Origin of the sequence: Acinetobacter sp. UBA801, from assembly GCA_002296655.1 — a bacterium.
GTDB lineage: Bacteria > Pseudomonadota > Gammaproteobacteria > Pseudomonadales > Moraxellaceae > Acinetobacter.
Map to the genome: position 1 here is coordinate 24,543 of DBIN01000025.1, position 23,665 is coordinate 48,207.

19 protein-coding genes and 1 pseudogene are annotated in these 23,665 nt (G+C 41.1%); 7 read left to right on the forward strand and 13 right to left on the reverse strand.

The features are described 5' to 3' along the window. Positions 1-11 precede the first annotated feature (11 nt). On the reverse strand, positions 12-644 hold the full coding sequence (locus B2W49_RS04500) for a hypothetical protein (RefSeq protein WP_291334946.1): 633 nt from the start codon (positions 642-644) through the stop codon (positions 12-14). A gap of 108 nt (positions 645-752) precedes the next feature. On the opposite strand from B2W49_RS04500, the gene B2W49_RS04505 reads away from it, so the two are divergent. Further along, positions 753-1,154: a DUF3144 domain-containing protein gene (locus B2W49_RS04505; RefSeq protein ID WP_004973007.1), complete on the forward strand. Its 402-nt coding sequence runs from the start codon at positions 753-755 to the stop codon at positions 1,152-1,154. A 51-nt stretch (positions 1,155-1,205) separates the two neighbouring features. Then, positions 1,206-2,009, forward strand: a pseudogene (locus B2W49_RS04510) (amidohydrolase family protein); the annotation flags it as partial. An 87-nt stretch (positions 2,010-2,096) separates the two neighbouring features. On the opposite strand, the gene B2W49_RS04515 reads toward B2W49_RS04510, so the two are convergent. From B2W49_RS04515 to B2W49_RS04525, 3 genes are all read right to left on the reverse strand, one after another. Further along, a complete protein-coding gene (locus tag B2W49_RS04515) occupies positions 2,097-4,892 on the reverse strand; it encodes a M16 family metallopeptidase (protein WP_291334950.1) in 2,796 nt (931 codons plus the stop codon). Between the two features lie 158 nt (positions 4,893-5,050). Beyond that, positions 5,051-5,872, reverse strand: a complete 822-nt coding sequence (locus B2W49_RS04520) for a PhzF family phenazine biosynthesis protein (RefSeq protein WP_291334952.1) — start codon at positions 5,870-5,872, stop codon at positions 5,051-5,053. A 105-nt stretch (positions 5,873-5,977) separates the two neighbouring features. Beyond that, entirely contained in the window at positions 5,978-6,538 is a 561-nt protein-coding gene (locus B2W49_RS04525) for a M23 family metallopeptidase (RefSeq protein WP_291334954.1), read from the reverse strand. Positions 6,539-6,788: 250 nt separating this feature from the next. On the opposite strand from B2W49_RS04525, the gene B2W49_RS04530 reads away from it, so the two are divergent. Then, positions 6,789-7,574, forward strand: a complete 786-nt coding sequence (locus tag B2W49_RS04530) for an rRNA large subunit pseudouridine synthase E (protein ID WP_291334956.1) — start codon at positions 6,789-6,791, stop codon at positions 7,572-7,574. An 85-nt stretch (positions 7,575-7,659) separates the two neighbouring features. Here B2W49_RS04530 and B2W49_RS04535 read toward each other — a convergent pair whose 3' ends face one another. Then, positions 7,660-9,363 (reverse strand): M61 family metallopeptidase, encoded by a 1,704-nt coding sequence (locus B2W49_RS04535; RefSeq protein ID WP_291334958.1) that lies wholly within the window; start codon positions 9,361-9,363, stop codon positions 7,660-7,662. Positions 9,364-9,567: 204 nt separating this feature from the next. Here B2W49_RS04535 and B2W49_RS04540 point away from each other — a divergent pair, with 204 nt between their 5' ends. The 3 genes from B2W49_RS04540 to B2W49_RS04550 all read left to right on the forward strand — a co-directional run bounded on the left by B2W49_RS04540 (position 9,568) and on the right by B2W49_RS04550 (position 13,340). After that, positions 9,568-10,878: a D-alanyl-D-alanine carboxypeptidase PBP6B gene (locus tag B2W49_RS04540; protein ID WP_291334960.1), complete on the forward strand. Its 1,311-nt coding sequence runs from the start codon at positions 9,568-9,570 to the stop codon at positions 10,876-10,878. A 282-nt stretch (positions 10,879-11,160) separates the two neighbouring features. Further along, the gene (gene slyD / locus B2W49_RS04545) at positions 11,161-11,643 is read left to right on the forward strand and encodes a peptidylprolyl isomerase (protein ID WP_291334962.1); all 483 of its coding nucleotides are present in this window, start codon (positions 11,161-11,163) and stop codon (positions 11,641-11,643) included. A gap of 254 nt (positions 11,644-11,897) precedes the next feature. Further along, a complete protein-coding gene (locus B2W49_RS04550; protein WP_291334964.1) occupies positions 11,898-13,340 on the forward strand; it encodes a cryptochrome/photolyase family protein in 1,443 nt (480 codons plus the stop codon). Between the two features lie 79 nt (positions 13,341-13,419). On the opposite strand, the gene yaaA is transcribed toward B2W49_RS04550, so the two are convergent. From yaaA to B2W49_RS04580, 6 genes are all read right to left on the reverse strand, one after another. Continuing rightward, positions 13,420-14,199 carry a peroxide stress protein YaaA gene (gene yaaA, locus B2W49_RS04555; protein ID WP_291334966.1) on the reverse strand — a complete coding sequence of 260 codons (780 nt, stop codon included), beginning with the start codon at positions 14,197-14,199 and terminating at the stop codon, positions 13,420-13,422. Between the two features lie 402 nt (positions 14,200-14,601). After that, on the reverse strand, positions 14,602-14,967 hold the full coding sequence (locus B2W49_RS04560) for a hypothetical protein (protein ID WP_291334968.1): 366 nt from the start codon (positions 14,965-14,967) through the stop codon (positions 14,602-14,604). Between the two features lie 136 nt (positions 14,968-15,103). Beyond that, on the reverse strand, positions 15,104-17,350 hold the full coding sequence (locus B2W49_RS04565; RefSeq protein ID WP_291334970.1) for a bifunctional prephenate dehydrogenase/3-phosphoshikimate 1-carboxyvinyltransferase: 2,247 nt from the start codon (positions 17,348-17,350) through the stop codon (positions 15,104-15,106). Between the two features lie 3 nt (positions 17,351-17,353). After that, positions 17,354-18,445 carry a histidinol-phosphate transaminase gene (gene hisC / locus B2W49_RS04570; protein ID WP_291334972.1) on the reverse strand — a complete coding sequence of 364 codons (1,092 nt, stop codon included), beginning with the start codon at positions 18,443-18,445 and terminating at the stop codon, positions 17,354-17,356. Positions 18,446-18,518: 73 nt separating this feature from the next. After that, entirely contained in the window at positions 18,519-19,628 is a 1,110-nt protein-coding gene (gene pheA / locus B2W49_RS04575) for a prephenate dehydratase (RefSeq protein WP_291334974.1), read from the reverse strand. A 343-nt stretch (positions 19,629-19,971) separates the two neighbouring features. Beyond that, positions 19,972-21,114, reverse strand: a complete 1,143-nt coding sequence (locus B2W49_RS04580; RefSeq protein ID WP_291334976.1) for an acyl-CoA dehydrogenase family protein — start codon at positions 21,112-21,114, stop codon at positions 19,972-19,974. A 249-nt stretch (positions 21,115-21,363) separates the two neighbouring features. Between B2W49_RS04580 and B2W49_RS04585 the strand changes: the two genes are divergently transcribed. Continuing rightward, on the forward strand, positions 21,364-22,374 hold the full coding sequence (locus B2W49_RS04585; RefSeq protein WP_291334978.1) for a glycosyl transferase family protein: 1,011 nt from the start codon (positions 21,364-21,366) through the stop codon (positions 22,372-22,374). A gap of 85 nt (positions 22,375-22,459) precedes the next feature. Here the strand turns inward: B2W49_RS04585 and B2W49_RS04590 are convergent, their stop codons facing one another. Then, positions 22,460-22,729: a YeaC family protein gene (locus B2W49_RS04590; RefSeq protein WP_291334980.1), complete on the reverse strand. Its 270-nt coding sequence runs from the start codon at positions 22,727-22,729 to the stop codon at positions 22,460-22,462. After that, on the reverse strand, positions 22,729-23,646 hold the full coding sequence (locus B2W49_RS04595; protein ID WP_286416426.1) for an NAD(+) kinase: 918 nt from the start codon (positions 23,644-23,646) through the stop codon (positions 22,729-22,731). Before B2W49_RS04595 ends, B2W49_RS04590 begins: the two co-directional genes overlap by 1 nt. Positions 23,647-23,665 lie beyond the last annotated feature (19 nt).

The window sequence follows — 23,665 nt, forward strand, 5'->3', positions numbered from 1 at the left end:
TTTCTAAAAGATTAACGATATTTACCAAATACTTTCCATGTTTGGTTATCCGCCAAAGGATCTTGATAACTGTCACTGCGCTGCTTACGTGGCTTATCGCGGGCATCGACCAGTTCAAAATGTGATTCGACACTTAGCACAATACCATTCACATAAAAACGGGTGCGCGTGTAATCACTTTGTCCATGTTGAAACACGTAAGTACGCAAATCAATAAACTCACGATGTGCCACCAGTGCTGCACTGTCATCGCTGTCTAACCAACGTTGCATAAGCTCAATTTCCTGCGGTGCAAATTGCCCGCATTTTTCGATCAGGCTAGCAATTCCCCGAAAAGTTTTCGATTCTTTGGCGCGAGTTTTATTCACTCGAATCCGATCGACATGAAAATAAAATAAGGGCAAGTTCAAATGACTGGGTAAATGCACCGCATCAATCACTTCATCTTGCATAAAGGGTTGAAATAAATCCTGCGCACGTTCAATCAGCCCTGTCCATTGCTTATAATATTCTGCTACTTCTGACCGTGTACCATAGTAAATAGGCAAGCCTTCAACATGGGCAAGTTGCACGGGTGGCCAAATATTTTGACGTAATAAAGCTATGTCACTTTTTAAACTTTGTACTGCAATTGCATCTTGCATCAACCACTCCAATTTTGCTTAGGCTATTTTTAGATTAAGGCAAAGGTTTTGTTTCTGCAAGGCTTTGCCTATAATGAAACACTCAGATTTTTAGCTTAGGAAAAATTCATGGTTCAAAAGATTGAAGCAACCGATGTAACCGAAGAAGAAGCATTAAATGCGGCTTTTTTTGAACGTGCCGATGAATTTATTAAACAGGCCAATGGCTTCTGTCATTTTGAAAAAGGCTCGACAGTAAAACCTGCCGAAATTCGTGGTCAGGTGAGTGCTGCCATGTTATTTGCTACTGCGCGTTTTAATACTTGGGTGGCAGCCAATAATTTTAAAGATGGCAATGAAATGCGCGATGCCAAAGACCAAGTCATGTCATATATCTTGCAACAATTTCAAATGATGCTTGAAGATAACTATGATGAATATTGTGAACAGTTTGAAAACTATTTGCGCTTCCGCCACAACGAAGAATTCCATACTCATAAACATGATCACGACCACTCACACGATCATTAATTTTTAATATAAACAAAGCCCTACGGGGCTTTTTTGTTGCGGCTATTTTTCAATTGGCACGACCATAAAGGCAAAGGCGTAGTTGGTGAAACCGAATTTATAGAAAGTCTGGATTTTAAAAATAATGGTTTGGCTTTGGGCGCGATTGTCGCCACTGCAGACCCGCGCGATTCTAATTTTAAGAAAATTCTCAAATGACATCACAAAGCTTCTCCGCATTTTCGCGGAATTCGTAAAATGGCAGCCGTGCATGAAGATCACGGGATTTTTGCTTGGGCAGACGAACCACACTTATATCGGAACAAAAAGTTTCTAAAAGGTTTTGAAGCTTTAGCGCAATATAATTTAAGTTTTGATGCATGGACGTATTCGACCCAATTGGGTGATGTCTTGGCATTGGCCAAACAATTTCGAGAAACTTCTATTGTGCTTGACCATTTGGGCACACCCGCAGGACTGTTCGGGCAAGTTGGCACACATACAGGCGTGACCAAAACAGCACGAGAAAATATTCTATTTCGTTGGCAAGAAGATATTGCCGAGTTGGCACACTGCCCAAATGTTTACAGCAAAATTTCTGGCTTATTTATGCCTGTTTTAGGTCATCAATTTCACCTGCAAAAACGTGAAGCCTCGAAACAGGAAATTATAGATTTAACTGCACCACTGATTCAGCATGCCTTACAAAGCTTTGGAATATATCGGTTGATGCTTGCCTCAAATTTCCCAATGGATCGGGTGAATACCTCTTTGGTCAATTTAATTGATGCGACCAGTGATATTGTTGCGGCTTATCATCCAAATGCTTTGCAGCAAGTATTTCATCATAATGCCAAACAGTTTTATCGCTTTTAAAGCTTTAGCCAGTTGAGCATGGATAGAAAACTTACAAAAAAAACGCATCGAAATAGATGCATTTTTCTATCTGCGAAAATTAAATCTTTATTTAGAATACGGCTTTAACGGAAGCACTTCAAGATTGGCTTGTCCATACTGATCGGCGGCGACTTCAAGCAAATGTTCTAAGCGTAAATATTTCTGAATCACAGCATCTACATCGGCTTTAGTGAGCTTTGCCAACGCTTGATCACGCCGTTCACGATAGCGCAAATCACGACCTTGTTCTAATTGTGGCACCAACATACGGTGGATAGTGCGTTCATCTTCCAAAGCAGTCACACGTTTTTTCAAAATATCAGCTTTTGCAGCTTCAACTTCTTGCAAACTGACACCATCACGTTGCAAATCCTGGAACACTTTATGCACCGCCTGTGACACTTGAGTCGACTTGCCTGCACTGTATTGTGCAGAAATACTGAGTGCACCCGACTCTTCAAATTCACTTAAACTCAAACCACTACTAAAACCATAAACCAATGCATTTTTTTCACGTAATTCTTGCGCCAAACGTGAAGACAATTGCGATTCGCCCAAAATATAACTCAGCACCATCATGGCAGGTGTATCAGGATGATTCACGCCTAAAGGTAAGGTCAATAAACTTTGATAACTGCCAAACTCACGCTGTTCTGACAATACATGCAGCTTTTTTGCAGGATATGCTGTATAGGTTGAATCTAAGCGTTGATACGCTTCCGTGTTACGTGATTGCCCTAAACGCTGAACTAAAATTTTTTTAATTTGTTTCGGATCAAATTCACCTGTAATAGCAATATGTGCATGATTCATGGCAAAAAATTGACGATATAACTGCTGCACCTGCGCTTGGGTTGCAGCTTTCAGTTGTTGCTTCGCGAATTCAGGCTCAAAGTGATAGCGTAAATCGCCCTGCGGATAAATTTCAATTAAACGCGCCATAGTCAAAGCTGCCACAGTTTCAGGCTCGGTATAAGGTCGCTCTAAACTGGATAAACTTTGAGAACGAATTAAATCAAACTGACTTTGCTCAAAGCTTGGGTTTTGCATGACATCTAAAATAAAGTTAAAAAACGTCTCAAACTTTTCTTTTTTTGCCACAATCTGAATATGAATCGTATTGGCATCGGCTTGTGCAAAAGCTGAACCACCTGCTGCAATTGACTGATCGGCAATGTCTTGCAAGCTATGCTCTTGAGATGCACGCAGCAACAAATACGCAGTTAAATCCAGAATCTCACCCTGTTTAAATAATGATTGTGCCGTACCAAAATTCACTGAAATAGTGGCATAAGTTTTATCATCCCGCGTTGCAGTTGGAAATAATGCATACTTGGCACCATTTTTTAAGCTGCCACGCTGAATCTTTTTTTCATTTTGAATCAAAGCTTGTTTAGATTTTTGCACATAGTCTGTCACTTCTTGCTGATAACTTTGCACATCTTTCAACGGTGCAACAGGTACATCTTGCTGGTCTAAAGTTTTTGCTGTATTTGAATTATTTTTTTCTATAATTGCCTGTTTCTGATCTTCAGGTGTAGGCCGAATATCCCCTATTATGCGATGTTCTGCAGTAAAAAATTTTTTTAAACGCTGATTGAGCGTATCTACATTTAACTGTTGAATATCTTGTAAATCTTGCCAGTATTGTGTCCAGTCGCCCTGGTACGCCACTGCATAATCACTCAAGCGACCACCCAAAGCCACCGCATCATTCATCACACTGTCTGCCTGATTTTGAATCAAGTTTTTCACACGTTGTAACTCGGCATCATTAAAGTTCTTTGCCTGCTCGATACTTTGATTCAAGCCAGCTTGTACTTGCTTAGCATCATGATTCGGTGCATACAAAGCACCCATTAGCACCAAATTAAAATCTTGATCTAACCAAGTGCTGGACTGCACCATGGTACTTTTGCCTGTTTCTACCAGTGCTTGATACAAATGCCCACTCGGTTGCAACGTATGTAAATAAGGTGACAGTGCCAAAGCAGTTTTTATCTTTTCATCCTTACCATTTAAATACAGATTAAATTTGGCCAGTTGACTGCCCTTTTGTACCACGAAATTTCGTTGCTGAATTTTATTACTGTCTAATCGTGGCACTTGTACTTGTTTGGGAATTTGCCGTGCTGTAATTGGACTAAAATGCTGATCAATTTGCTTGAGCACAGCGGCTTGATCAAACTTACCTGTCATCACCAAAATAGCATTATTCGGTGCATACCAAGTCCGATAAAATTGATTTAACTCCTGCATTTTAATGGATTGCAGTTCGTTTAAATCGCCAATGGGTAAACGTCCAAAATACTGATTGCCATAGGCCGTTTTCCACACCTGATCTAATAAGACTGAAAATGGCTGATCCATACGCACTTCGCGTTCACGCTTTACAATCTCAATTTCGGCAGGCACATATTTTTCCTGCATAACCAATTTATCCATGCGCTCCGCTTCAAGATAAATCATTTCATTGACTGCGCGTGTTTCAGGACGAACGATATTGGTATATTTAGTCGAATAATAATCCGTACTGGCATTGTGCATTAAGCTGTGTTGATCTAGACGGCGCTGAAATTCCTCTGCAGGCACATTTTTTGTACCTTTAAACGCCAAGTGTTCTAATAAATGTGCTAAACCACCTTTGCCTTGTGGGTCATTGAGTGATCCTGTCAAATACACCATATTCATAAAGACTTTGTTTTCTTTTTGATTAGGTGCAAGAATGACACGCAAACCATTATCTAGTTGATATTCTTGTAGATCTTGTTTTGATTTAACTAAAACAGGCTGGGCAAAAACCACACCGTTGAATGCCAACACACATAAAGACAAGCTTAAGGTTTTCAAACGTAGCAACATTATTTTTCCGATAAATTTCATTTTATTTTTGACTGCTACAGCGCACAGTCATCACGCATTTTTGCCAAAACAGCTTAACAAGATGTACTTCTTTGAACAGTAAAAATTTGCAAAATTCAGGATTTAAATCAAACAACCAATGCACTGCCAAATTTGACTTAAAGCATAATTTCACCCTGTAGATATAACTGGGCATAACCTGAGATTTCAATGCGCTCATGGTCTAGCATACGGCAATACAACACCCCACCACGTGCTGAGGCCTGATATGCCACAAGTTCGGTTTGCTGCAATTTTTCTGCCCAAAGCGGTGCAATTGCAGTGTGAATTGACCCTGTAACAGGATCTTCTGCAATGCCCATAGCAGGAGCGAAATAACGCGATACGCAGTCATACGGTGTATTTGCAGAGGCAGTAATTGATACATCAACACTCGACTGTGCTGTAATAGCTGTACGCAATTGTCCTAATTGTTTTAATAATTCAAGATTCGGCTGTTCATTCAGCACATCTTGTACCGATTCATATTCCACAATATAAGCTTGCGCATTGATATAGACGTTTTTAAATGGTTTAGTCAAAGCTTGTCGTAAAATATCGGGATAATCTTCAACTTCCTGGGCAGCACGAATCGGGAAATTCATGCAAATTTTGCCATCTTGCTGTTGCTGAACTGTAAAAATCCCCAAATTTTTCACATGAAATTGAATTGTCTTTGCCTCGGTAAAATCCTTAAATAAAACAAAGCTGCTGGCAAGTGTCGCATGTCCACAAAAATCGACTTCTGTTGTGGGCGTAAACCAGCGGATTTCAAAATTTTCAGCATCCAACATTTTCACAAATGCGGTTTCTGACAGATTATTTTCCAATGCGATATTTTGCATTAAATCATCAGCTAACCATGTTTTGCTAACAAGCACGGCGGCAGGATTGCCTTTAAACAGTTCTTGGCTAAAAGCATCGACTTGATAGATTTTCATGCTTAAACGGTTTGTCCTAAAAATAATGACGTCTACCTAATATAAATAGGCTTAAAACAAAAATGCTAGAAATTTTTGATATTTATTAAAATATTTGAGCTGAGATTAGCGTGAACTTGCTAGTAAATATGGATAAGGATTCAAAGCCCCTTGCCCTCGTAGATAAATGCCATAATGCAAATGTGGTGGTGTGTTTTGGGCATTGCCTGTTGTGCCAACAAAACCAATAACTTCACCAGCTTGCACCCAATCTCCCGCTTGAATGTGTTCGGCATAATCATCAAGGTGCGCATAATAATGTTGGCTTAATCCAGGCCCTGTAATCCAAATGACTTTGCCACCCAAACCGTCTAAACCAATTTTATGCACAATACCATCTGTTGCAGCAATGACGTCTGTACCACGCGCTGCAAAAATATCAGTCCCCTGATGCTTACGGCCTTCACTGCGGGCTGCACCCCATGTATCTTGTATTTGACCTATATTTACACCTTTCACGGGAATTTGTAGTGGAGTCGCTGCCAGTTCAGTTTGTTGCAATTTCCAGGATAAATATGGGGTTTGAATTCCCGCAGATTCCCCAGACACAGGTGGCTGACATGCACTGAGCAAAGCCATCATTGAGAAGATAAGTGAGAGTTTTAAGCACCAACGACCTTGTTGCATAACATCCTAATTTTTATTCATATCAGTTTTATCTTAATTTTATACACTATATAGATGCCTAGCCTGTTTCTGTAATTTTAAATGCACACACTAAAAATAATTGCCAATATGCAATACTTTCTGTTGTTCTTATCGCATAATAGCGACATCCAAACCCACTTTATTTGAGTTTTAATTTGGAAATAATATTTTCCTCATTTTATACAACTCACTTTATCTCCAATTTGTTGAATTTAAAGAAGCATTTCTTATGAAAATCGTCATCCTGAACAAGCCATATGACGTTCTCTCCCAATTCCGTGAAGATGAAAAACATCTTACCATGTCTGCTTTTGTTGATGATCCAGACTTACGTTTAGCTGGGCGTTTAGATATGGATTCGGAAGGCTTGGTATTCCTAACCGATCATGGCGGCTTAAATCAGTTTATTACCAACCCTGCCAATAAAAAATACAAAACCTACTTGGTACAAGTCGAAGGTGATGTCACAGAAGAAGCCTTGGTACAACTACGCAAAGGTGTAGAGCTTAAAGATGGTATGACCTTACCTGCACAAGCACACAAAGTAGATGAACCAGAATGGTTATGGGAGCGTGATCCACCTGTACGCTTCCGTGCTTCTGTACCAACCTCTTGGGTTGAAATATCAATTTGCGAAGGACGCAACCGTCAGGTACGTCGCATGACTGCTGCTGTTGGTTTTCCAACCTTACGTTTGATTCGTACTAAAATTGGTTCAATCGACTTGGTACAACTTGGCTTGCAACCCGGCGAAACCAAAGAAATTGAACCGTTGCTGTATCCTGACTTTAAAGATGTCCCTGCAGCAGAACCATATCGCTCGCGTTCTTATGTGAAAAAACCAGGTGGTAAGGGCGGGAAGCCAATGCATCAGAAGAAAAATAAAGATGGTACGCCTAAGAAAAAATCTGGTACACCACGTATTTGGCAAATGGAAGAAGGTGAAAAACCACGTCGTAAGACCAATGGTACAACGCGCCCAAATACCAAAAGTCGTGGACGTCGGGCGCGTTAATGATTGAATGCCGCAATTGCTCAACACAAAAAATGGATGCCAAAGCATCCATTTTTTATAGCAGAACTTTAAAATAAACTTCAAATCAACCTTTCAACCACAATTCCACTTTCGCCTGATCTTGCAGTTTTAATTCAACTTCATGTAATTCGGTCTGCGCAGCTTTCACTTCAAAAGTCATCAACTCATCACGACGGAAAGCATGAACAGTATAAGCTGCATCTTGTTTAGCATATTGCTCAAGTGACTTTGTCGTAGCTTTTAAACCATCTATCGCAACAATCACATCATGTGCAGAAAGCCCTGCTTTTGCAGCAGTACCTTCACGACGCGCAGCTTGGACCAACACCCCTTCAGGTTTATCTGTCAGTTTCAGACCAAATGGCAAAGATTTGTCCTGCTTAAGCTGATACTGAATACCAAATTCAGGCAATAACTGATCGAGCGGTAATTCATCAGTGGTGTTAATTAAATGGTGGATTTGCTCTGACCAATCATCTCCTGTCAATTCTTTGCATAATTCAAAGATGGTGCGTTCATGCACTTGAATGCCCTGTTGTGCATTGGCATATAGCTTTTGCATTAAGGCATCTAAACTTGAACCACGTAAACGCAAGCCCAAATCTAAGCACAAAGCAACCAAACAGCCTTTGTTATAGTAGCTGGTTCCTGCATGGTTCGAGTTTTCATCCTGACGATAGAACTTCACCCATGCATCAAAACTTGATTCTGCCACAGTTTGAATCGCACGCCCTGGGTTTTGTAAATAACGATCAATTTGTGCTTTAAGCAGCTCCAAATAAGCCGCCTGATCAATCACACCGCTGCGCAGCAATAACAGATCATCGTAATAAGAAGTAAAGCCTTCAAAAATCCACAACAGTGATGTATAACCTTCCTGATTCAGGTCATAATTGACAAAGCTTTCAGGACGAATGAATTTCACCAACCAACTATGAAAATACTCATGGCTACACAGACCTAAAAAACGCTGATAATCTTTAGAGGGTTGTTCAGGCTCGTTGGCTTTCGGCAAATCATCACGCGGTGTAATTAAACTAGTACTGTTTGGATGCTCTAAACCGCCATAACTATTGCCTGTTGCCATGGTCATAAAGGTATAGTTTGCAAATGGCGCAGAACCAAACATGGCAATTTGTGTGGCACAAATTTTTTCAATATCTTGCTGCATACGTGCAGCATTCATTGCATGTTTACCCGAAACCACAAATTCATGTGGAATATCAGCCACGGTAAAACTAAAACGGGTTTGTTCTGCCAATTCAAACGGTGCATCAATCAATTCTGCATAGTTTTTAGCTTTTAAGGTATAACGCCCTTTTACCAAACTTTTTGCAGCCAAACCTGTCGCAAGCTGAAAATGCTTCAGCTCATCTGGTAAAAATAATTCAACTTCGATGGCTTTATCTTCTTGACCATCTAAGCCCAAGCAGGCACAAGCTGGATTGACATATAAACGCGTTTGATCGACATAAGCGCCACGCACCGACAAATCATAAGCATAGACATCATATTCCACCGTAATCAATTCATGATCGGTATTAAATAAGCGCCATTTATTCTTTGCAAATTTCTGAATTTTGAGAATACGCCCCGCTTCATCGTAAGCACATACAGACTCAAGATGTTTGGAAAATTCACGAATCAAATAGCTGCCTGGAATCCAAGTGGGTAGCGATAAAACCTGATTAGGATTAGCCAAAAAACGCACGGTGACATGAATAAGATGCTGACGATAATCGTCAAATTCGATTTGATAATGCAACATAATGGGCAATACAAAATGTATAAATAAGAACTTGGCAACAAGCTTAACATTTTTTTAGCAATTGATGCGTCAAGACGAGATTTGTCTGCATTTATGGCTAGCCATCTGAACAAAAAAGGCATAGCATTCCCTAGTCAATTGACATTGTTTTTGCTGCTTAAAACCATTGTGACACCAATGGATTGGTGTAAATAAGGAACTTCTTTGAAACGTGTTATCTATCTGATTGCGGCACTCTGCTGGCTATGCAGCGCAATCACGCATGCCGCATTATTGAATATTCAAGCTGAAAGTGTCGAAGCCGAAGCATGGGCAATTTTAGACCCACAATCTGGGCAAGTGATTGCAGAGCACAATAGTCACGTACAACGTGCACCTGCTTCACTCACTAAAATGATGGTGGCTTATATTGTGCTGAAAGATATTCAGGCAGGTAAATTAGACCGACATGAAATTTTGACCGCAACACCTGTGGTGCAGCAAGTGATGTGGGATGAATCACAAATGTATCTAAAAGCAGGTGAGCAGATTTCGGTAGATCAATTATTGGCAGGCTTAATTATTATGTCTGCTAACGATGCTGCACTCACTTTAGGTGAACGTGTTGCAGGTGGTGTACCGCAATTTATTGCCCGAATGAATCAAGAAGCACAAGCTTTGGGCATGCAAGATACACATTTTCAGAATCCATCTGGCGTGACCATGCCAAATCATTATTCTTCTGCGGCAGATATGGCACGTTTGGCACAAGCGATAGTGACTGAAACACCCGATTATTTGGCTTATTCAAAACAGACCAGTTTTACCTACAATCAGCACTTTCACCGTGCGACCAATATTTTATTAAAACAAGACCCAAGTGTAGATGGATTAAAAACAGGCTACACCAAAGCAGCGGGATATAACCTTGCTTTAACCGCAAACCGCCCAGCATTGGACAGTGATTCACCTGAACGTCGTTTGGTGGTAGTGGTGATGGGAACCAAGAGTGCGCAAAAACGCGCTGAAGTGGCACATAAATTATTAAATTTAGCCTATAGCTATACTCGTAATGAAGTCGCGATTAAACCCAAACAAATGATTGCAGAATTACCTGTGGTGAAATCAACCTTACGTATGTTTAAGATTGAAAGCAGCCAGCCAAAGTTTGTAACGACATCGCTGTATGAACAGCCACATGCTATTAACTTGTCACAGTTTGATCAAAACACCCAACGTTTACAACTTGCAAATGCACAAGGTAGATTAGAAACGCTTGAACCTGCGCAGCGTACACAAACGCATGTCAATGTTGAGTTGTCTGAAAAGTTACTGACCGCACCATTGGCACAAGTCATGAAACTGGCAACCGTACACGTTTATCAAAATAATCAATTGATTAATAGCTTTGCGATTGAAGAACATGTCAATATTGTTGAAGCCAATATTTTTGAAAGAATCATGATGTGGTTTGGCAGTTTGTTTAATTTTTTTAGCTATCACCCCCTAGAAGATGAGCAAGCGTCACTCGGTTAGAAGCCGAGAATCCTCAAGATTTAAATATCACCAAGATGGGCAATGTCCCATCTTTTTTATTGTCATATGCACATCATACAAAGGGCTTAAAATGAGTCTGCAATAAAATCCGCAAATTTATAGGTATGACGCATAAATTTGCATTGAAATTATAAAAATTGCCCCGATTAACTAAAAAATGTCATAAAAAACTCGGAAAAGTGAAGAATTTGCAGAAATGTCTATAACAAATTCCACGTTTCACTTTATGATGTACCCTTAAAAATTGAATGGATCAATAACATGACTGCTATTGCAAATGACCTCGTGGTTTCTTTCCACTACACATTGACTAACGCAGAGGGTGAAACTCTCGACAAATCTCAAGGTGAACCACTTGCCTATTTGCATGGTGCAGGTAACATCATCCCTGGTTTAGAAAAAGCGTTAGAAGGTAAAACAGTAGGCGAAAAATTTACTGTAAACGTACCTGCAGCTGAAGGTTATGGCGAATATAACCCTGACTTAGTACAAGAGGTTCCTACACAAATGTTTCAAGGTGTAGACAACATCCAAGCGGGTATGCAGTTCCAAGCGCAAACTGATGATGGCGTTCAAATCGTAACTGTAAAAGCAGTTGAAGGCGACAACGTAATTGTTGATGCAAACTTCCCACTTGCTGGTCAAGATTTAACGTTTGAAGTTGAAATCGTTGAAATCCGTGAAGCTTCTCAAGAAGAATTAGATCACGGTCACGTACACGGTGCGGGTGGTCATCACCACTAAGATCAGTATTGATCGAAGCAAAAGGCAAAGTATTTTTACTTTGCCTTTTTTTGTTTGCCATTCTAAAATCCAGGATAAGCACATTATTGAAATATCTTTACAGGCAGGCTATTGCGGAAAGATCCTTACAGGAAGAATCAACGCAGTGCATTGTCGTTTTCTTGATCAAATAACCCCCTCACATTTAAGACAAGCTACTCAGCCATGCTTATAATGAAGTCACTTTTCCAGCGATCAACGCAAGCATTCTTCCCATGCAAAGCTATAATTTAGTTTGGTTCCGACAAGATTTAAGAATTTCAGATCACACCGCGCTTTGGCATGCCAGCCAAGCAGGACCTTGTATTGGCGTGGTGATTCTTTCGCCTCAGCAATATCGTATGCATCAAGATGCACCCATTAAAATTGACTTTTACTTGCGTCAATTAAATGCGCTAAAAGAAGAACTTGCAGAACTCAATATCCCACTGATTATTCAAATTACACCATCTTGGGCTGACATTGCACAAAAGTTGCTCCTACTGTGTCAAACATTAAAGGACACGCATCCAATTCAAAATATTTATGCCAATATTGAATTGGGAGTAAATGAACTGAAACGTGATCTGGATGTTCAACACACCTTGAACCAACATGGTCAGGACTTAATTTTGTACCATGACCGCACGCTTTTTCCTGTGGGTACGGTGCGCAATCAAAGTATGAAACCTTATCAGGTATTTAGCGCATTTAAAAAGTATGCCTATCAACAGTTGAGTATCAGTATTCCGCGCTGCTTTCCTCTGCCACAACCACAAACCTCTATTCAACTTCCCGAGCAATATCTCTCCACAGTACCTAGCTTAAAGCACTTAGGTTTTAATCCGCTTCCAACCACACAACAAGATTTATGGGCAGTCACGGAACAACATGCACAGCAATTATTGGATGATTTTACACGCGAGCAAATGCATGATTATCAGCAACAGCGTGACTTTCCTGCGCTGTCTGGTACTAGCCAATTATCTGCGTATTTAAACTGTGGCATACTCTCCATTCGGCAATGTCTTGCAGCAGTTTTTGTCCATTCACAAGGGCATTTCCATCTTGTAAACATAGGGCAACAAACTTGGTTAGATGAATTACTTTGGCGTGAATTTTATCAACATATTTTGTTTGACTATCCCAAAGTTTCAAAGCACAGCCCTTTTAAAGATCAGACCGCACAAGTAGCGTGGCGCAATGATCCTGCAGGTTTAGCGGCATGGCAACACGGGAAAACAGGCATTCCCATTGTGGATGCGGGCATGCAACAACTCTTACAAACGGGCTGGATGCATAATCGGGTCAGAATGATTTGTGCAATGTTTCTGTGCAAAAACTTGTTGATTGATTGGCGCTTGGGCGAACAGTGGTTTATGCAACATTTAATTGATGGTGATTTGGCTGCCAATAACGGTGGCTGGCAATGGTGTGCCTCGACTGGCACAGATGCAGTGCCCTATTTTCGGATTTTCAACCCCGTGAGCCAATCGCAAAAGTTTGATCCCAATGGGGATTATATTCGCAGTTGGCTACCTGAACTGGCACATTTAGATGCCAAAAACATTCATGAACCGTATGCGAAACATCCACATCTAAAACTGGATTATCCCCACCCAATTGTGGATTTAAAACTCAGTCGTTTACGTGCCATTGAAGCCTTTAAACAGCTTTAAGAATACAAACAGGAAATTGGTCAGTCTCTCCCACCTGCCATTCGTTAGCATGATGGGAGATTACACGATTAAAGCAACTTTAGGCGACTTGCTCGTCACGTTTAAAGACCAATTCGCCTTGTAAAGAACTATCTGCATCGAAATAATAACCCTCACTATTGAAGGCTTTTAAGTCTTCTGCACGTTCCAATTTATTTTCGATGATGAAACGCGCCATCAAACCACGGGCTTTTTTAGCATAAAAACTGATGACTTTATACTTGCCATTTTTCTGATCTAAAAACACAGGTTTAATAATTTCAGCCTGAATTTTTGCTTCCTGCACCGACTTATAATATTCATCGGAAGCCAGATTGACCAATAATGCCGACTGGTTGTGTTTTAAATCTTGGTTAATTAAATTGGTGATGATATCGCCCCAAAAACGATACAAATTTTCACCGCGCGCATTATGCAACTTAGTGCCCATTTCCAAACGATACGGCATCATTAAATCTAAAGGACGCAATAAGCCATATAAACCAGAAAGCATACGCAAATGTTGTTGAGCAAATTCAATATCTGCAGCAGACAAACTATAAGCATCTAAGCCTGTATACACATCACCTTTAAAGGCAAACATGGCCTGACGTGCATTAGCAAGATCAAATTCTACTTGCCAGTCACGAAAACGCTCGACATTTAAATTGGCTATTTTTTCACTCACGCTCATTAAGTTGGCAATTTCAGTGGCAGAAAGTTTACGCGCCACATCAATTAACTCTTGTGAATGTTCTAGTAATCTAGGTTGAGTATATTCATCGCTTGGTAATGCAGTTTCGTAATCTAAAGTCTTGGCTGGAGAAATTAAAGCGAGCATAAACCACCTAAATAAAAAATACTGCGCTCACTATAGCAGCAGCTTTCAACAAACTCCAATGCATGTTTTTGTTTCACCCTATCGGAAAAACACGTTGCGTTGTGTTTCCTGCCGATGATCTCTTAAATCAATCCAACATGGATGCTGAGGTGCTTTTATTTCAGCACATGCTTAAAAAACATTGAATGGTTCTGATTAGTCAAACGTATTTTTATTGTACTTGCAACTTTTCTCTAGGCAATAAAAACCCACTTAACTCTCCCAAATTAAGCGGGTTAAAATCAGGTCGTTATGTTGTATTTTTCTTGCTGCACAATTTACTGTCACTATGTGGCAGTTAGATGACATTTCATTTAAAAATCAGGTATAAATTTTAAACATCTAATGTCTTTCCAGCTTTGTTTAAGCTTTCCACTCAAATTCACTAAAAGATTGATCTTCTTTCAAGGTATTTTCTACGGCTTGCGCCAATTGATTTAATAAACTTTGCTCGGTAATCCGTTCTAACCAGTCTTGTTCCTCATTGGGGTATGAAGTAATTTCACATACAAGATGTCCATCTTGACCACGGCTTTGACAGTTTACCGCCAAAGGCAGCGCATGTTGATCTACGCTTACAGCGACTTGTGCACCACTCAGTGCTACGGTTTGAAAGCCATAGTGAGATAAGTTTTGTGAAAGTAAATTCGCCACATAATTCTGTGCCAAGGTGCAATCTTGTAACTCTTGTTTATTTTCACAATTCGCCATAAATTTTAATTTGCGCATGCTCGAATCCAAAGGCTTTTTTCTTGTATGGGTTTAGCATAAGCAATAAAACGCAAACAGCCAAGCAAAAGCTTGACTGTTTAAGTATAAAGTCTAGGTGTTGGGATTCCTGATCGCAGCCCCCTATCGTTTTGGCTTATTCTGTCACTTGAATATTCAGACCTGCCACACCTGCAAGCTCAGTAAAGGTTGGGAAACTTGTCGCTACTGTTTCTGTACCGACAATTTTAATTTCTCCAGAAGTACGCAAACCTGCGATAGAGAAACTCATAGCAATACGGTGGTCGTGATGTGATTCAATCTCACCGCCTGTGAATACCGCTGACCAGTCGCCCGCTTTGCCTTTACCCTGAATGATGATGCCATCGTCAGTAGGTGTGCAGTCAATGCCCATGGTTTTTAAACCATCTGCCATCACTTGAATACGGTCTGATTCTTTCACTCGCAATTCTGCAGCACCTGTCAGTACAGTTTGACCTTCGGCACATGCTGCGGCAATGAATAATGCAGGAAATTCATCAATCGCCAATGGCACTTGATCTTCAGGAACATGAATCCCTTTTAACGTACGTGAACCACGAATACGAATATCTGCAATTGGTTCACCGCCTGCAATACGTTCATTTTCCACGCTCAGGTCTGCACCCATTTGTTTCAGAATTTCAATCACACCTGTACGGGTTGGGTTAATGCCCACCGCTTCTAAGGTTACATCTGAATTTTCTGTAATGGCTGCACCCACCATGAAGAATGCCGCAGATGAAATATCAGAAGGTACTTGAATATCTGTACCCACCAATTTACCGCCGCCTTGCAATGAAATACGGTTACCTTCAGTTTTTACTTCATAACCAAATGCACGTAACATACGTTCTGTATGGTCACGCGTTGGTTCAGGCTCAGTCACTGAAGTTTCACCTTCTGCCCAAAGTCCTGCCAATAAAATACCCGATTTCACTTGTGCAGATGCCATTGGCAAATCATAGTGAATGCCTTTTAACGCTTGCGCACCTGTAATCGATACTGGCGGTGTGCCACGTTCACCCGTCGTTTGAATTTGTGCACCCATTTCACGCAATGGTTTAGCAATACGTTCCATTGGGCGCTTGGTCAATGACGCATCACCTGTCATAACAGAATCAAACTGCTGTGCAGATAACATGCCTGCCAACAAACGCATAGATGTGCCTGAGTTGCCCATATAAATTGCGCCTGCAGGTGCTTTTAAACCTTGCATACCTACGCCGTGAATGGTGACCTCACCATTTTTAGGGCCTTCAATGCTCACCCCCATATCACGGAATGCTTGCAAAGTCGCCAATGCATCTTCACCTTCAAGGAAACCTGTCACATGCGTAGTACCTTCGGCAATTGCACCAAACATAATGGAGCGATGTGACACAGATTTGTCACCCGGTACGGTAAATTTACCTTGGAAAGTCTTAGCACCCGGCAAAATCGTAAATTTTTGTGTCACGTAATTGTTCTCCATAAAAGGTTTCTTGGCGAGCATATGATTAAAATGCTGTCGTGCCGCTTGCGCATGTCCAAGCAAGCCCATTAAAGCATGCGAGTCTTCTTGTTCAATCAGTTGGCGAATAATCGCGAGTTGACTTTCAAAGCCATCCACCGCTTTTAACAATGCAGTTTTATTGGCAAAGAAAATGTCATGCCACATTTGTGGGTCGCTTGCAGCAATACGCGAGAAGTCACGAAAGCCCCCCGCAGCATAGCGGAAAATGTCTAAATTATCTTCCCGATTTGCCAATTGTTCGACCAGATTAAAGGCCATTAAATGTGGAAGATGACTGGTATATGCCAATACCTCATCATGTTTTTCCACATCCATGCAAATTACTTCGGCTTTGGCGCTTTCCCACATTTGAATCAGTTTATTGACTGCCCACGGCGCACTGCTTGGCAATGGTGTCAAAATGACTTTGTGGTTGGCAAATAAATCGACCTTGCCTGCATGCACGCCCGTATGTTCTGCCCCAGCAATTGGATGCCCTGGTACAAAACCTGCAGGTAAGTTTTCACCAAATACCGCTTTGGCTGCAGCCACGACACTACCTTTGGTACTGCCTACATCGGTCAGGATTACATTGTCTGCCAAATGTGGCTGAATTAATCGCAAGACTTTTTCTGTGGCTTGCACAGGTAGCGCTAAGACGACTAAATCTGCACCTTGTACCGCATCAATAGGGTTATTAAAGCCTTGTTCAATTAATCCTAATTCCAAAGCATCCTGCAGCGTTTTTTCAGAACGGGTCGATGCCACAATATGCCGACTTAAATTTTCTGCCAGCATTACACGTGCCAAACTCGAGCCAATTAGCCCGAGTCCGATAAATGCAACTTTTTCAAACAATAGTTGCGCCATGTTTTATGCCTTTGCTTCCTTGCCCAATACTTTAGCTAATGCACGCAGGAACTTCGCATTTTCTGCTTCTGTACCAATTGAAACACGTAAATGGGTCGTAATACCCACAGGACGTACAATCACACCTTCTTTCAATAAGGCATTAAAAGTTTGACCCGGATCGGCTTCTATATCTACCAAAATAAAGTTAGCACGTGAAGGCACATAATTCAGACCCAATGCTTTAAAGCCTGCTTCCAATTGTGCCATACCTACTTTGTTGGCAATACGTGATTTTTCGATAAAATCTTCGTCTTTTAATGCGGCAACCGCAGCCACCATTGCCAAATGATTAACGTTAAAGGGTTGACGAATACGGTTTAAATAATCCGTTACTTCTGCAGAAGCCAAAGCAAAACCAACGCGCAGCGCCGCTAAACCATAACACTTAGATAAAGTACGGCTCACGATTAAGTTTGGATATTGCTCAAGGAATTTAAGGCTGTTGAAGTTTTCTGGAAAATACTCCACATAAGCTTCATCTAATACCACAATCACCCGTGCAGGAACTTTTTGCATAAAGGCTTCAAACTCAGCCTCTTCAAACCAAGTGCCTGTTGGGTTATTTGGGTTGGCAATAAAAATTAACTTGGTGTTGTTTTGAATTGCTGCCGCCATAGCATCCAAGTCATGTGAAAAACCTTTGGCTGGTACTTCGATGGCTTGTGCATTAATGGCTTGTGTTAGCAAAGCATATACTGCAAAGGCGTGCTGGCTATACACCACCGAATCTTGGTCTGAAACGAATGTACGCGCAAACATTTCTAGCAAATCGTTTGAACCATTGCCCAAAGTAATACGATCATGTGCAAAGCCAAATTGTTTGTGAATTTGGTCTTTTAGAATAAAACCACCACCATCTGGATAACGACCAATTTCAGCAATTTCAGCTGTAACGGCTTCTTTGACTTTGTCTGAACAGCCAAATGGGTTTTCATTTGAAGCAAGTTTGACGATATCTGTAATGCCCAACTCACGCTCAAGCTCACTGATTGGTTTACCTGGTTGATAAGGCTTTAACTTCGAGATGCCTTCATTGGCTGGGACAATCGACATTTTACACTTCCAGTTGAATAGGTGGTGAATGTGGTGCGCATGACAAACATGCGCACCACTGAATTAAATATGGTTATAACACGGCAGCAGGATAAGAACCCAAGACACGAATTTCTTTCACTAATGGACGGATTTCTTCAATCGCTGCACGGACATTGTCTTGCTCGACATGCCCTTCTAGGTCAATAAAGAATACATAGGCCCATTTTTCTGGCAAGGCAGGACGCGTTTCAATACTGGTCAAGCTAATATTATACTTCGCAAATGGTGCAAGAATTTCGAGCAACGCCCCTGCACGGTCATGTGCAGATACCAACAATGAAGTTTTGTCGTTGCCACTTGGTGGGACTTTCTCACGACCAATCACCAAGAAGCGTGTAGTGTTTTCTGGGTTATCTTCAATATTGCTATGTAAAATTTCGAGTTCGTAAATATTGGCCGCTATTTCAGAGGCAATTGCAGCAGAGTGCCATTCATTACGAATACGGCGTGCTGCTTCTGCGTTTGAGCTGAGTGCTACACGCTCCACCCCTGGATAATGCACATCTAACCATTTACGGCATTGTGCCAAAGTTTGCTGATGCGCATAAATTTGTTTAATGCTGTCTTTACGGGTATTTTCAGACACAAGAAATTGGTGATGAATACGCAACTCCACTTCACCAATCACATTTAATGGCGATGATTTAAAACAATCTAAAGTATGGTTCACCACACCTTCAGATGAGTTTTCGACAGGCACTAAACCATAGTTCGCACTGCCAGCTTCCACATCACGGAATACTTCATCAATTGTAGGCAAAGGACGTACAATCGCATCTTGACCAAAATGTTTAAGCACTGCGGAATGCGTATAAGTACCAATTGGCCCTAAAAACGCAATACTTTGTGGCGCTTCAAGTGCCAAACATGCCGACATAATTTCACGAAATAAACGTGCCATGGTCACATCGGACAACGGACCTTCGTTGCGTTCCATAACATTACGTAAAACTTGCGCTTCACGTTCAGGACGGTAAAACAACGGGCTCTCTTCTGCTGCAAATTTTGCTTTCGCCACCGCTTCAGCAAGTTGTGCTCGACGGTTAATCAGCTGCTGAATCTGTTGATCTACAGAGTCAATATCTTCACGGATTTTAGCGAGATCAAGAGAAGTCGTTGTGTTCTGATCGTCTTGGATCATTGTTATGTCGCCCTTCATAAACATTTTGCAAATAGTATAACAATAGTTAGCTTTCAAATGTTGCGCAATACAACTTTCAGTGTTTCAGATGTAAAAACATACAGTTGAGCAAAGCATCCTCAATCTATACATTGAAGCCGCAACTTTGCACAACGTAACGCTTAATACTGTGCAACTATACTTTTCTTTTTTGCATCTCTAATTCTATGCGGTGTAATTTTTAAGTGTAATTATCAATCAGCTCATTGTTTTAAGCCTGATCAAACTCATAAAAAAGAGCCAGCACGGGCTGACTCTGGTGATCATCGTTGATCTTTACTCAATTAGACTTTGAAGCATTGTTTTAACGCCCCAATAAACCACGCGCGACAATTTCTTTCATAATTTCATTTGTTCCGCCGTAAATCTGTTGGATTCGCGCATCGACAAAGAAACGAGAAATTGGATATTCCGTCATATAGCCATAACCGCCAAACAGTTGCAGCAATTGATCGGCAATTTTCATTTGCATATCGGTTGCAAAGCTTTTTAGGGCGGCTGCAGTTTCTACGTCCAGTTTGCCCTGCATATACAATTCGACGTTTTGATTATAAAAAGCAGCGGTTGCCAATTCATCAATTTTTGCCTGTGCTAATACAAAACGGGTATTCTGGAACTGACCAATCGCCTGTCCAAAAGCCTGACGCTCTTGTACATATTGCGTAGTCACATCAATCGAGCCGCGAATTGCTCCTAATGCCGTGGCAGCAATGGCAGTACGTTCACGGGGCAATTCCTGCATTAAATAGGCAAAACCTTGCCCTGCCTGACCCAACAATTGATTTTTCGGCACTTTGACATTGTCAAAGAATAGCTCTGACGTATCTTGTGAATGCAAACCAATTTTTTCCAAATTGGTGCCTTTTTTAAAGCCGTCCAAATGCGTATCGACCAACATAAGCGATACGCCTTTGGCACGTGCTTGTGGATCAGTTTTTACTGCCAAAACCACCAAGTCTGCATGCTGACCATTGGAAATAAAGGTTTTAGAGCCATTTAAAACATAATGATCTTCTTGCAAAATGGCATTGGTCCGCATGGCCTGCAAGTCTGAACCCGCACCTGGCTCGGTCATGCCAATTGCACCGACCACTTCACCCGACACCATTTTAGGCAGCCAGTATTGTTTTTGTTCTTCTGTACCAATGTGCAAAATGTACGGCGCAGCAATTTCAGAGTGGCAGGAAATACCTGTAGACAGTGCACTATAGCCTGCACGTGCCGATTCTTCGACCAACATTAAAGAATAATGTGTTGGAACACCATAGCCACCATATTCTTCAGGCACATCAATACATAAAAAACCATTTTCACCGAGCAAATTCCAGACACTGCGCGGCATGATACCTTCGCGTTCCCACGTCGCATAATGCGGTGCAATATGTTCCTGCATAAAACGTCGAAAGTTATCTCTAAATAATTCTAAATCAGCATCATAAGCCAGCATATCCAATCCTTTATGTTTTCAATTGTTGTTTTCAACAATATCCATGCTATGCATTTTTATAATGGCTGTCATGTGTTATCTCTACACTGTGTCTTACTTTAGAGTCAACTTTAGTCGTCATTTCAGAAATGCACTGAAACTTGTGGCAGCGTGTATAAACTGAAGCTGTGAATGGTGCTGCAAACTATTGCCAAAGTTTATACACTAGTACACCAATGAAATTAAAATTGATAACGTGTGAACTCGCTTATGCCAAATACAAACCCCAATAAAAGAAATATTTATAAAGATGCTGAACATCCTTTTGCACAATTTATCCGTATTATTGGCAAAGGCAAAACAGGCGCGCGCTCACTGACCTATGAAGAAGCCTATCAAGCTTTTTCTATGATTTTGCGCAATGAAGTGTTGGATGTACAAGTGGGCGCTTTTTTAATGCTGCTGCGCGTAAAGGAAGAATCTGTAGCAGAATTGGCGGGTTTTGTGCAAGCCACCCGTGATCAACTGCAATTTAAACCGCTTCAAGTCGATTTAGACTGGTCATCTTATGCAGGTAAACGCAGACATTATCCCTGGTTTTTATTAGCAGCGCTGACTTTAGCAAAACATGGTTATAAAGTGGTGATGCATGGTGCTTCTGGGCATACGATCAACCGTTTATATACCGAACAAGCGCTGCAATATTTAGATTATCCAATTTGTCATAATGACTTAGACGTTGAGCAGCACTTGGTGCAGCGTAATTTCGCTTATTTACCATTGGAGGTTATGTCACCCATTTTGAGTGAGTTGATTAATTTACGCAATGTGATGGGTTTACGCTCCCCCATTCATACCCTTGCCCGTTTAATCAATCCATTTGATGCCAAAGCCACCATGCAGGCAATTTTTCACCCTGCCTATCGCAGCTCACATCAACAAGCCGCATTTCAGTTAGGTTATCAAAACAGTGCGGTGATTAAAGGCGAAGGTGGTGAATTTGAGCGCAATCCCGATGCCAAAACTTTAATTTGTGGCATCAAAAATGGCACTTTATATGAACATGAACTACCTAAACTGACCGATAATCGTAGCCCTGTAGAAGAAGAACTGGATTTGGCCGTGTTTCAAGCCGTCTGGTTAGGTCAGCAAACGCATGAATATGGTGAAGTTGCCATTACCGAAACCATGGGCATTGCTTTATATACCATGGGCGTTTGTGATGATTATGCAGCAGCAATCCAAAACGCTCAGCAGCTTTGGCAAAATCGTCACAACTAAAAACTTATTGAAGACACAAAAAAAGACACCAATCTCAGGTGTCTTTTTTTATCTTTCAACTTTTCTGAAAGCAGTGGTTTATCATTTAAACAAAGCGAATTGGTTTAAATTCTTCATGCTTGTGATGATCGTCATCACACTGCTCGCCTTCATCTTTAGTACCACGGTCAATGTAGCCACTGCGTTCAGTTTCAGGCAGGTTTTTCATTTCCCACGCATATACTGCTTGCATGCAAATTTGACGTTGCTCTTGGGTCAGCGCAACACCGTTTGGCCACTTGCCAATTTCTATTGCCGTTTTTAAACGTCCAACAATTTCAGGATCGAGTACGGCAAGCATTTGTTCAATATTCATCATTCATCCTGCTGTTGCATTGATTCAAAATCTTGATTCCACCCTAACTTGGTACGACATGCCATATAGAAGTCATAACCTGGTGGATGTAATAAGTTTAATTTATAAGGATGTTTGCGGATATGCAAACTATCTCCAACATTTAATGAAACACTATGTTGACCATCGGCACTGACCATTGGCAACACTCGATTTTCACGAATTTGGATTTTAATTTCGCTGTGTCCACCCACCACAATTGGGCGTGAAGACAAGGTATGTGGATGCATAGGTACCAATGCAATTGCATCCATGCTGGGATGTACAATTGGCCCACCACCCGACAAAGCATAAGCCGTTGAACCTGTTGGGGTCGAAACGATTAAACCATCACTGTGCTGACGATAGACATATTGCCCATCAATATTCAGTTCAAAGTCAATCATGTGAACCGACTTACCCGAATGTAGTACCACATCATTTAGTGCAATTGCTTCATAAATGATTTCGCCTTTAGAACGCACTTCCATTTCAAGTAAAAAACGACGGTCAGACTGGAAATGCCCTTGTAAAACCTGATCAAGTTTAAAAATGACTTCTGTCGGTTTAATATCGGTTAGAAAGCCTAAACGCCCACGGTTCACACCAATCACAGGAGTATTGTATTTGACCAAGGCGCGCGCTGCATGCAGCAAAGAACCATCACCACCCACCACAATCACTAAATCGACCACTTCACCTAATAAAGCACGGCTAACTGTTTGGGTATTGTTATAAGGTACAAGCTGAGCAGTGTCAGAATCAAAAACGGGATGCAAACCCAATCCTAAAATATGGTCGTGAATCAGACATAATGTTTCTACGACAGAATATTTGTCTGGACGCCCAATCAGTCCAATGTTCCGAAAGTTCTTATGTGAAATTTGCACCTGCGATATCGCTCCGCTACGATTCGAC

Excerpts from the sequence above, each read along its gene's own strand:
- B2W49_RS04500 (WP_291334946.1), bottom strand. The coding sequence starts at position 644 with ATGCAAGATGCAATTGCAGTACAAAGTTTAAAAAGTGACATAGCTTTA.
- B2W49_RS04505 (WP_004973007.1), top strand. The coding sequence starts at position 753 with ATGGTTCAAAAGATTGAAGCAACCGATGTAACCGAAGAAGAAGCATTA.
- B2W49_RS04515 (WP_291334950.1), bottom strand. The coding sequence starts at position 4,892 with ATGTTGCTACGTTTGAAAACCTTAAGCTTGTCTTTATGTGTGTTGGCA.
- B2W49_RS04520 (WP_291334952.1), bottom strand. The coding sequence starts at position 5,872 with ATGAAAATCTATCAAGTCGATGCTTTTAGCCAAGAACTGTTTAAAGGC.
- B2W49_RS04525 (WP_291334954.1), bottom strand. The coding sequence starts at position 6,538 with ATGCAACAAGGTCGTTGGTGCTTAAAACTCTCACTTATCTTCTCAATG.
- B2W49_RS04530 (WP_291334956.1), top strand. The coding sequence starts at position 6,789 with ATGAAAATCGTCATCCTGAACAAGCCATATGACGTTCTCTCCCAATTC.
- B2W49_RS04535 (WP_291334958.1), bottom strand. The coding sequence starts at position 9,363 with ATGTTGCATTATCAAATCGAATTTGACGATTATCGTCAGCATCTTATT.
- slyD (WP_291334962.1), top strand. The coding sequence starts at position 11,161 with ATGACTGCTATTGCAAATGACCTCGTGGTTTCTTTCCACTACACATTG.
- B2W49_RS04550 (WP_291334964.1), top strand. The coding sequence starts at position 11,898 with ATGCAAAGCTATAATTTAGTTTGGTTCCGACAAGATTTAAGAATTTCA.
- yaaA (WP_291334966.1), bottom strand. The coding sequence starts at position 14,199 with ATGCTCGCTTTAATTTCTCCAGCCAAGACTTTAGATTACGAAACTGCA.
- B2W49_RS04560 (WP_291334968.1), bottom strand. The coding sequence starts at position 14,967 with ATGCGCAAATTAAAATTTATGGCGAATTGTGAAAATAAACAAGAGTTA.
- B2W49_RS04565 (WP_291334970.1), bottom strand. The coding sequence starts at position 17,350 with ATGGCGCAACTATTGTTTGAAAAAGTTGCATTTATCGGACTCGGGCTA.
- hisC (WP_291334972.1), bottom strand. The coding sequence starts at position 18,445 with ATGTCGATTGTCCCAGCCAATGAAGGCATCTCGAAGTTAAAGCCTTAT.
- pheA (WP_291334974.1), bottom strand. The coding sequence starts at position 19,628 with ATGATCCAAGACGATCAGAACACAACGACTTCTCTTGATCTCGCTAAA.
- B2W49_RS04580 (WP_291334976.1), bottom strand. The coding sequence starts at position 21,114 with ATGCTGGCTTATGATGCTGATTTAGAATTATTTAGAGATAACTTTCGA.
- B2W49_RS04585 (WP_291334978.1), top strand. The coding sequence starts at position 21,364 with ATGCCAAATACAAACCCCAATAAAAGAAATATTTATAAAGATGCTGAA.
- B2W49_RS04590 (WP_291334980.1), bottom strand. The coding sequence starts at position 22,729 with ATGAATATTGAACAAATGCTTGCCGTACTCGATCCTGAAATTGTTGGA.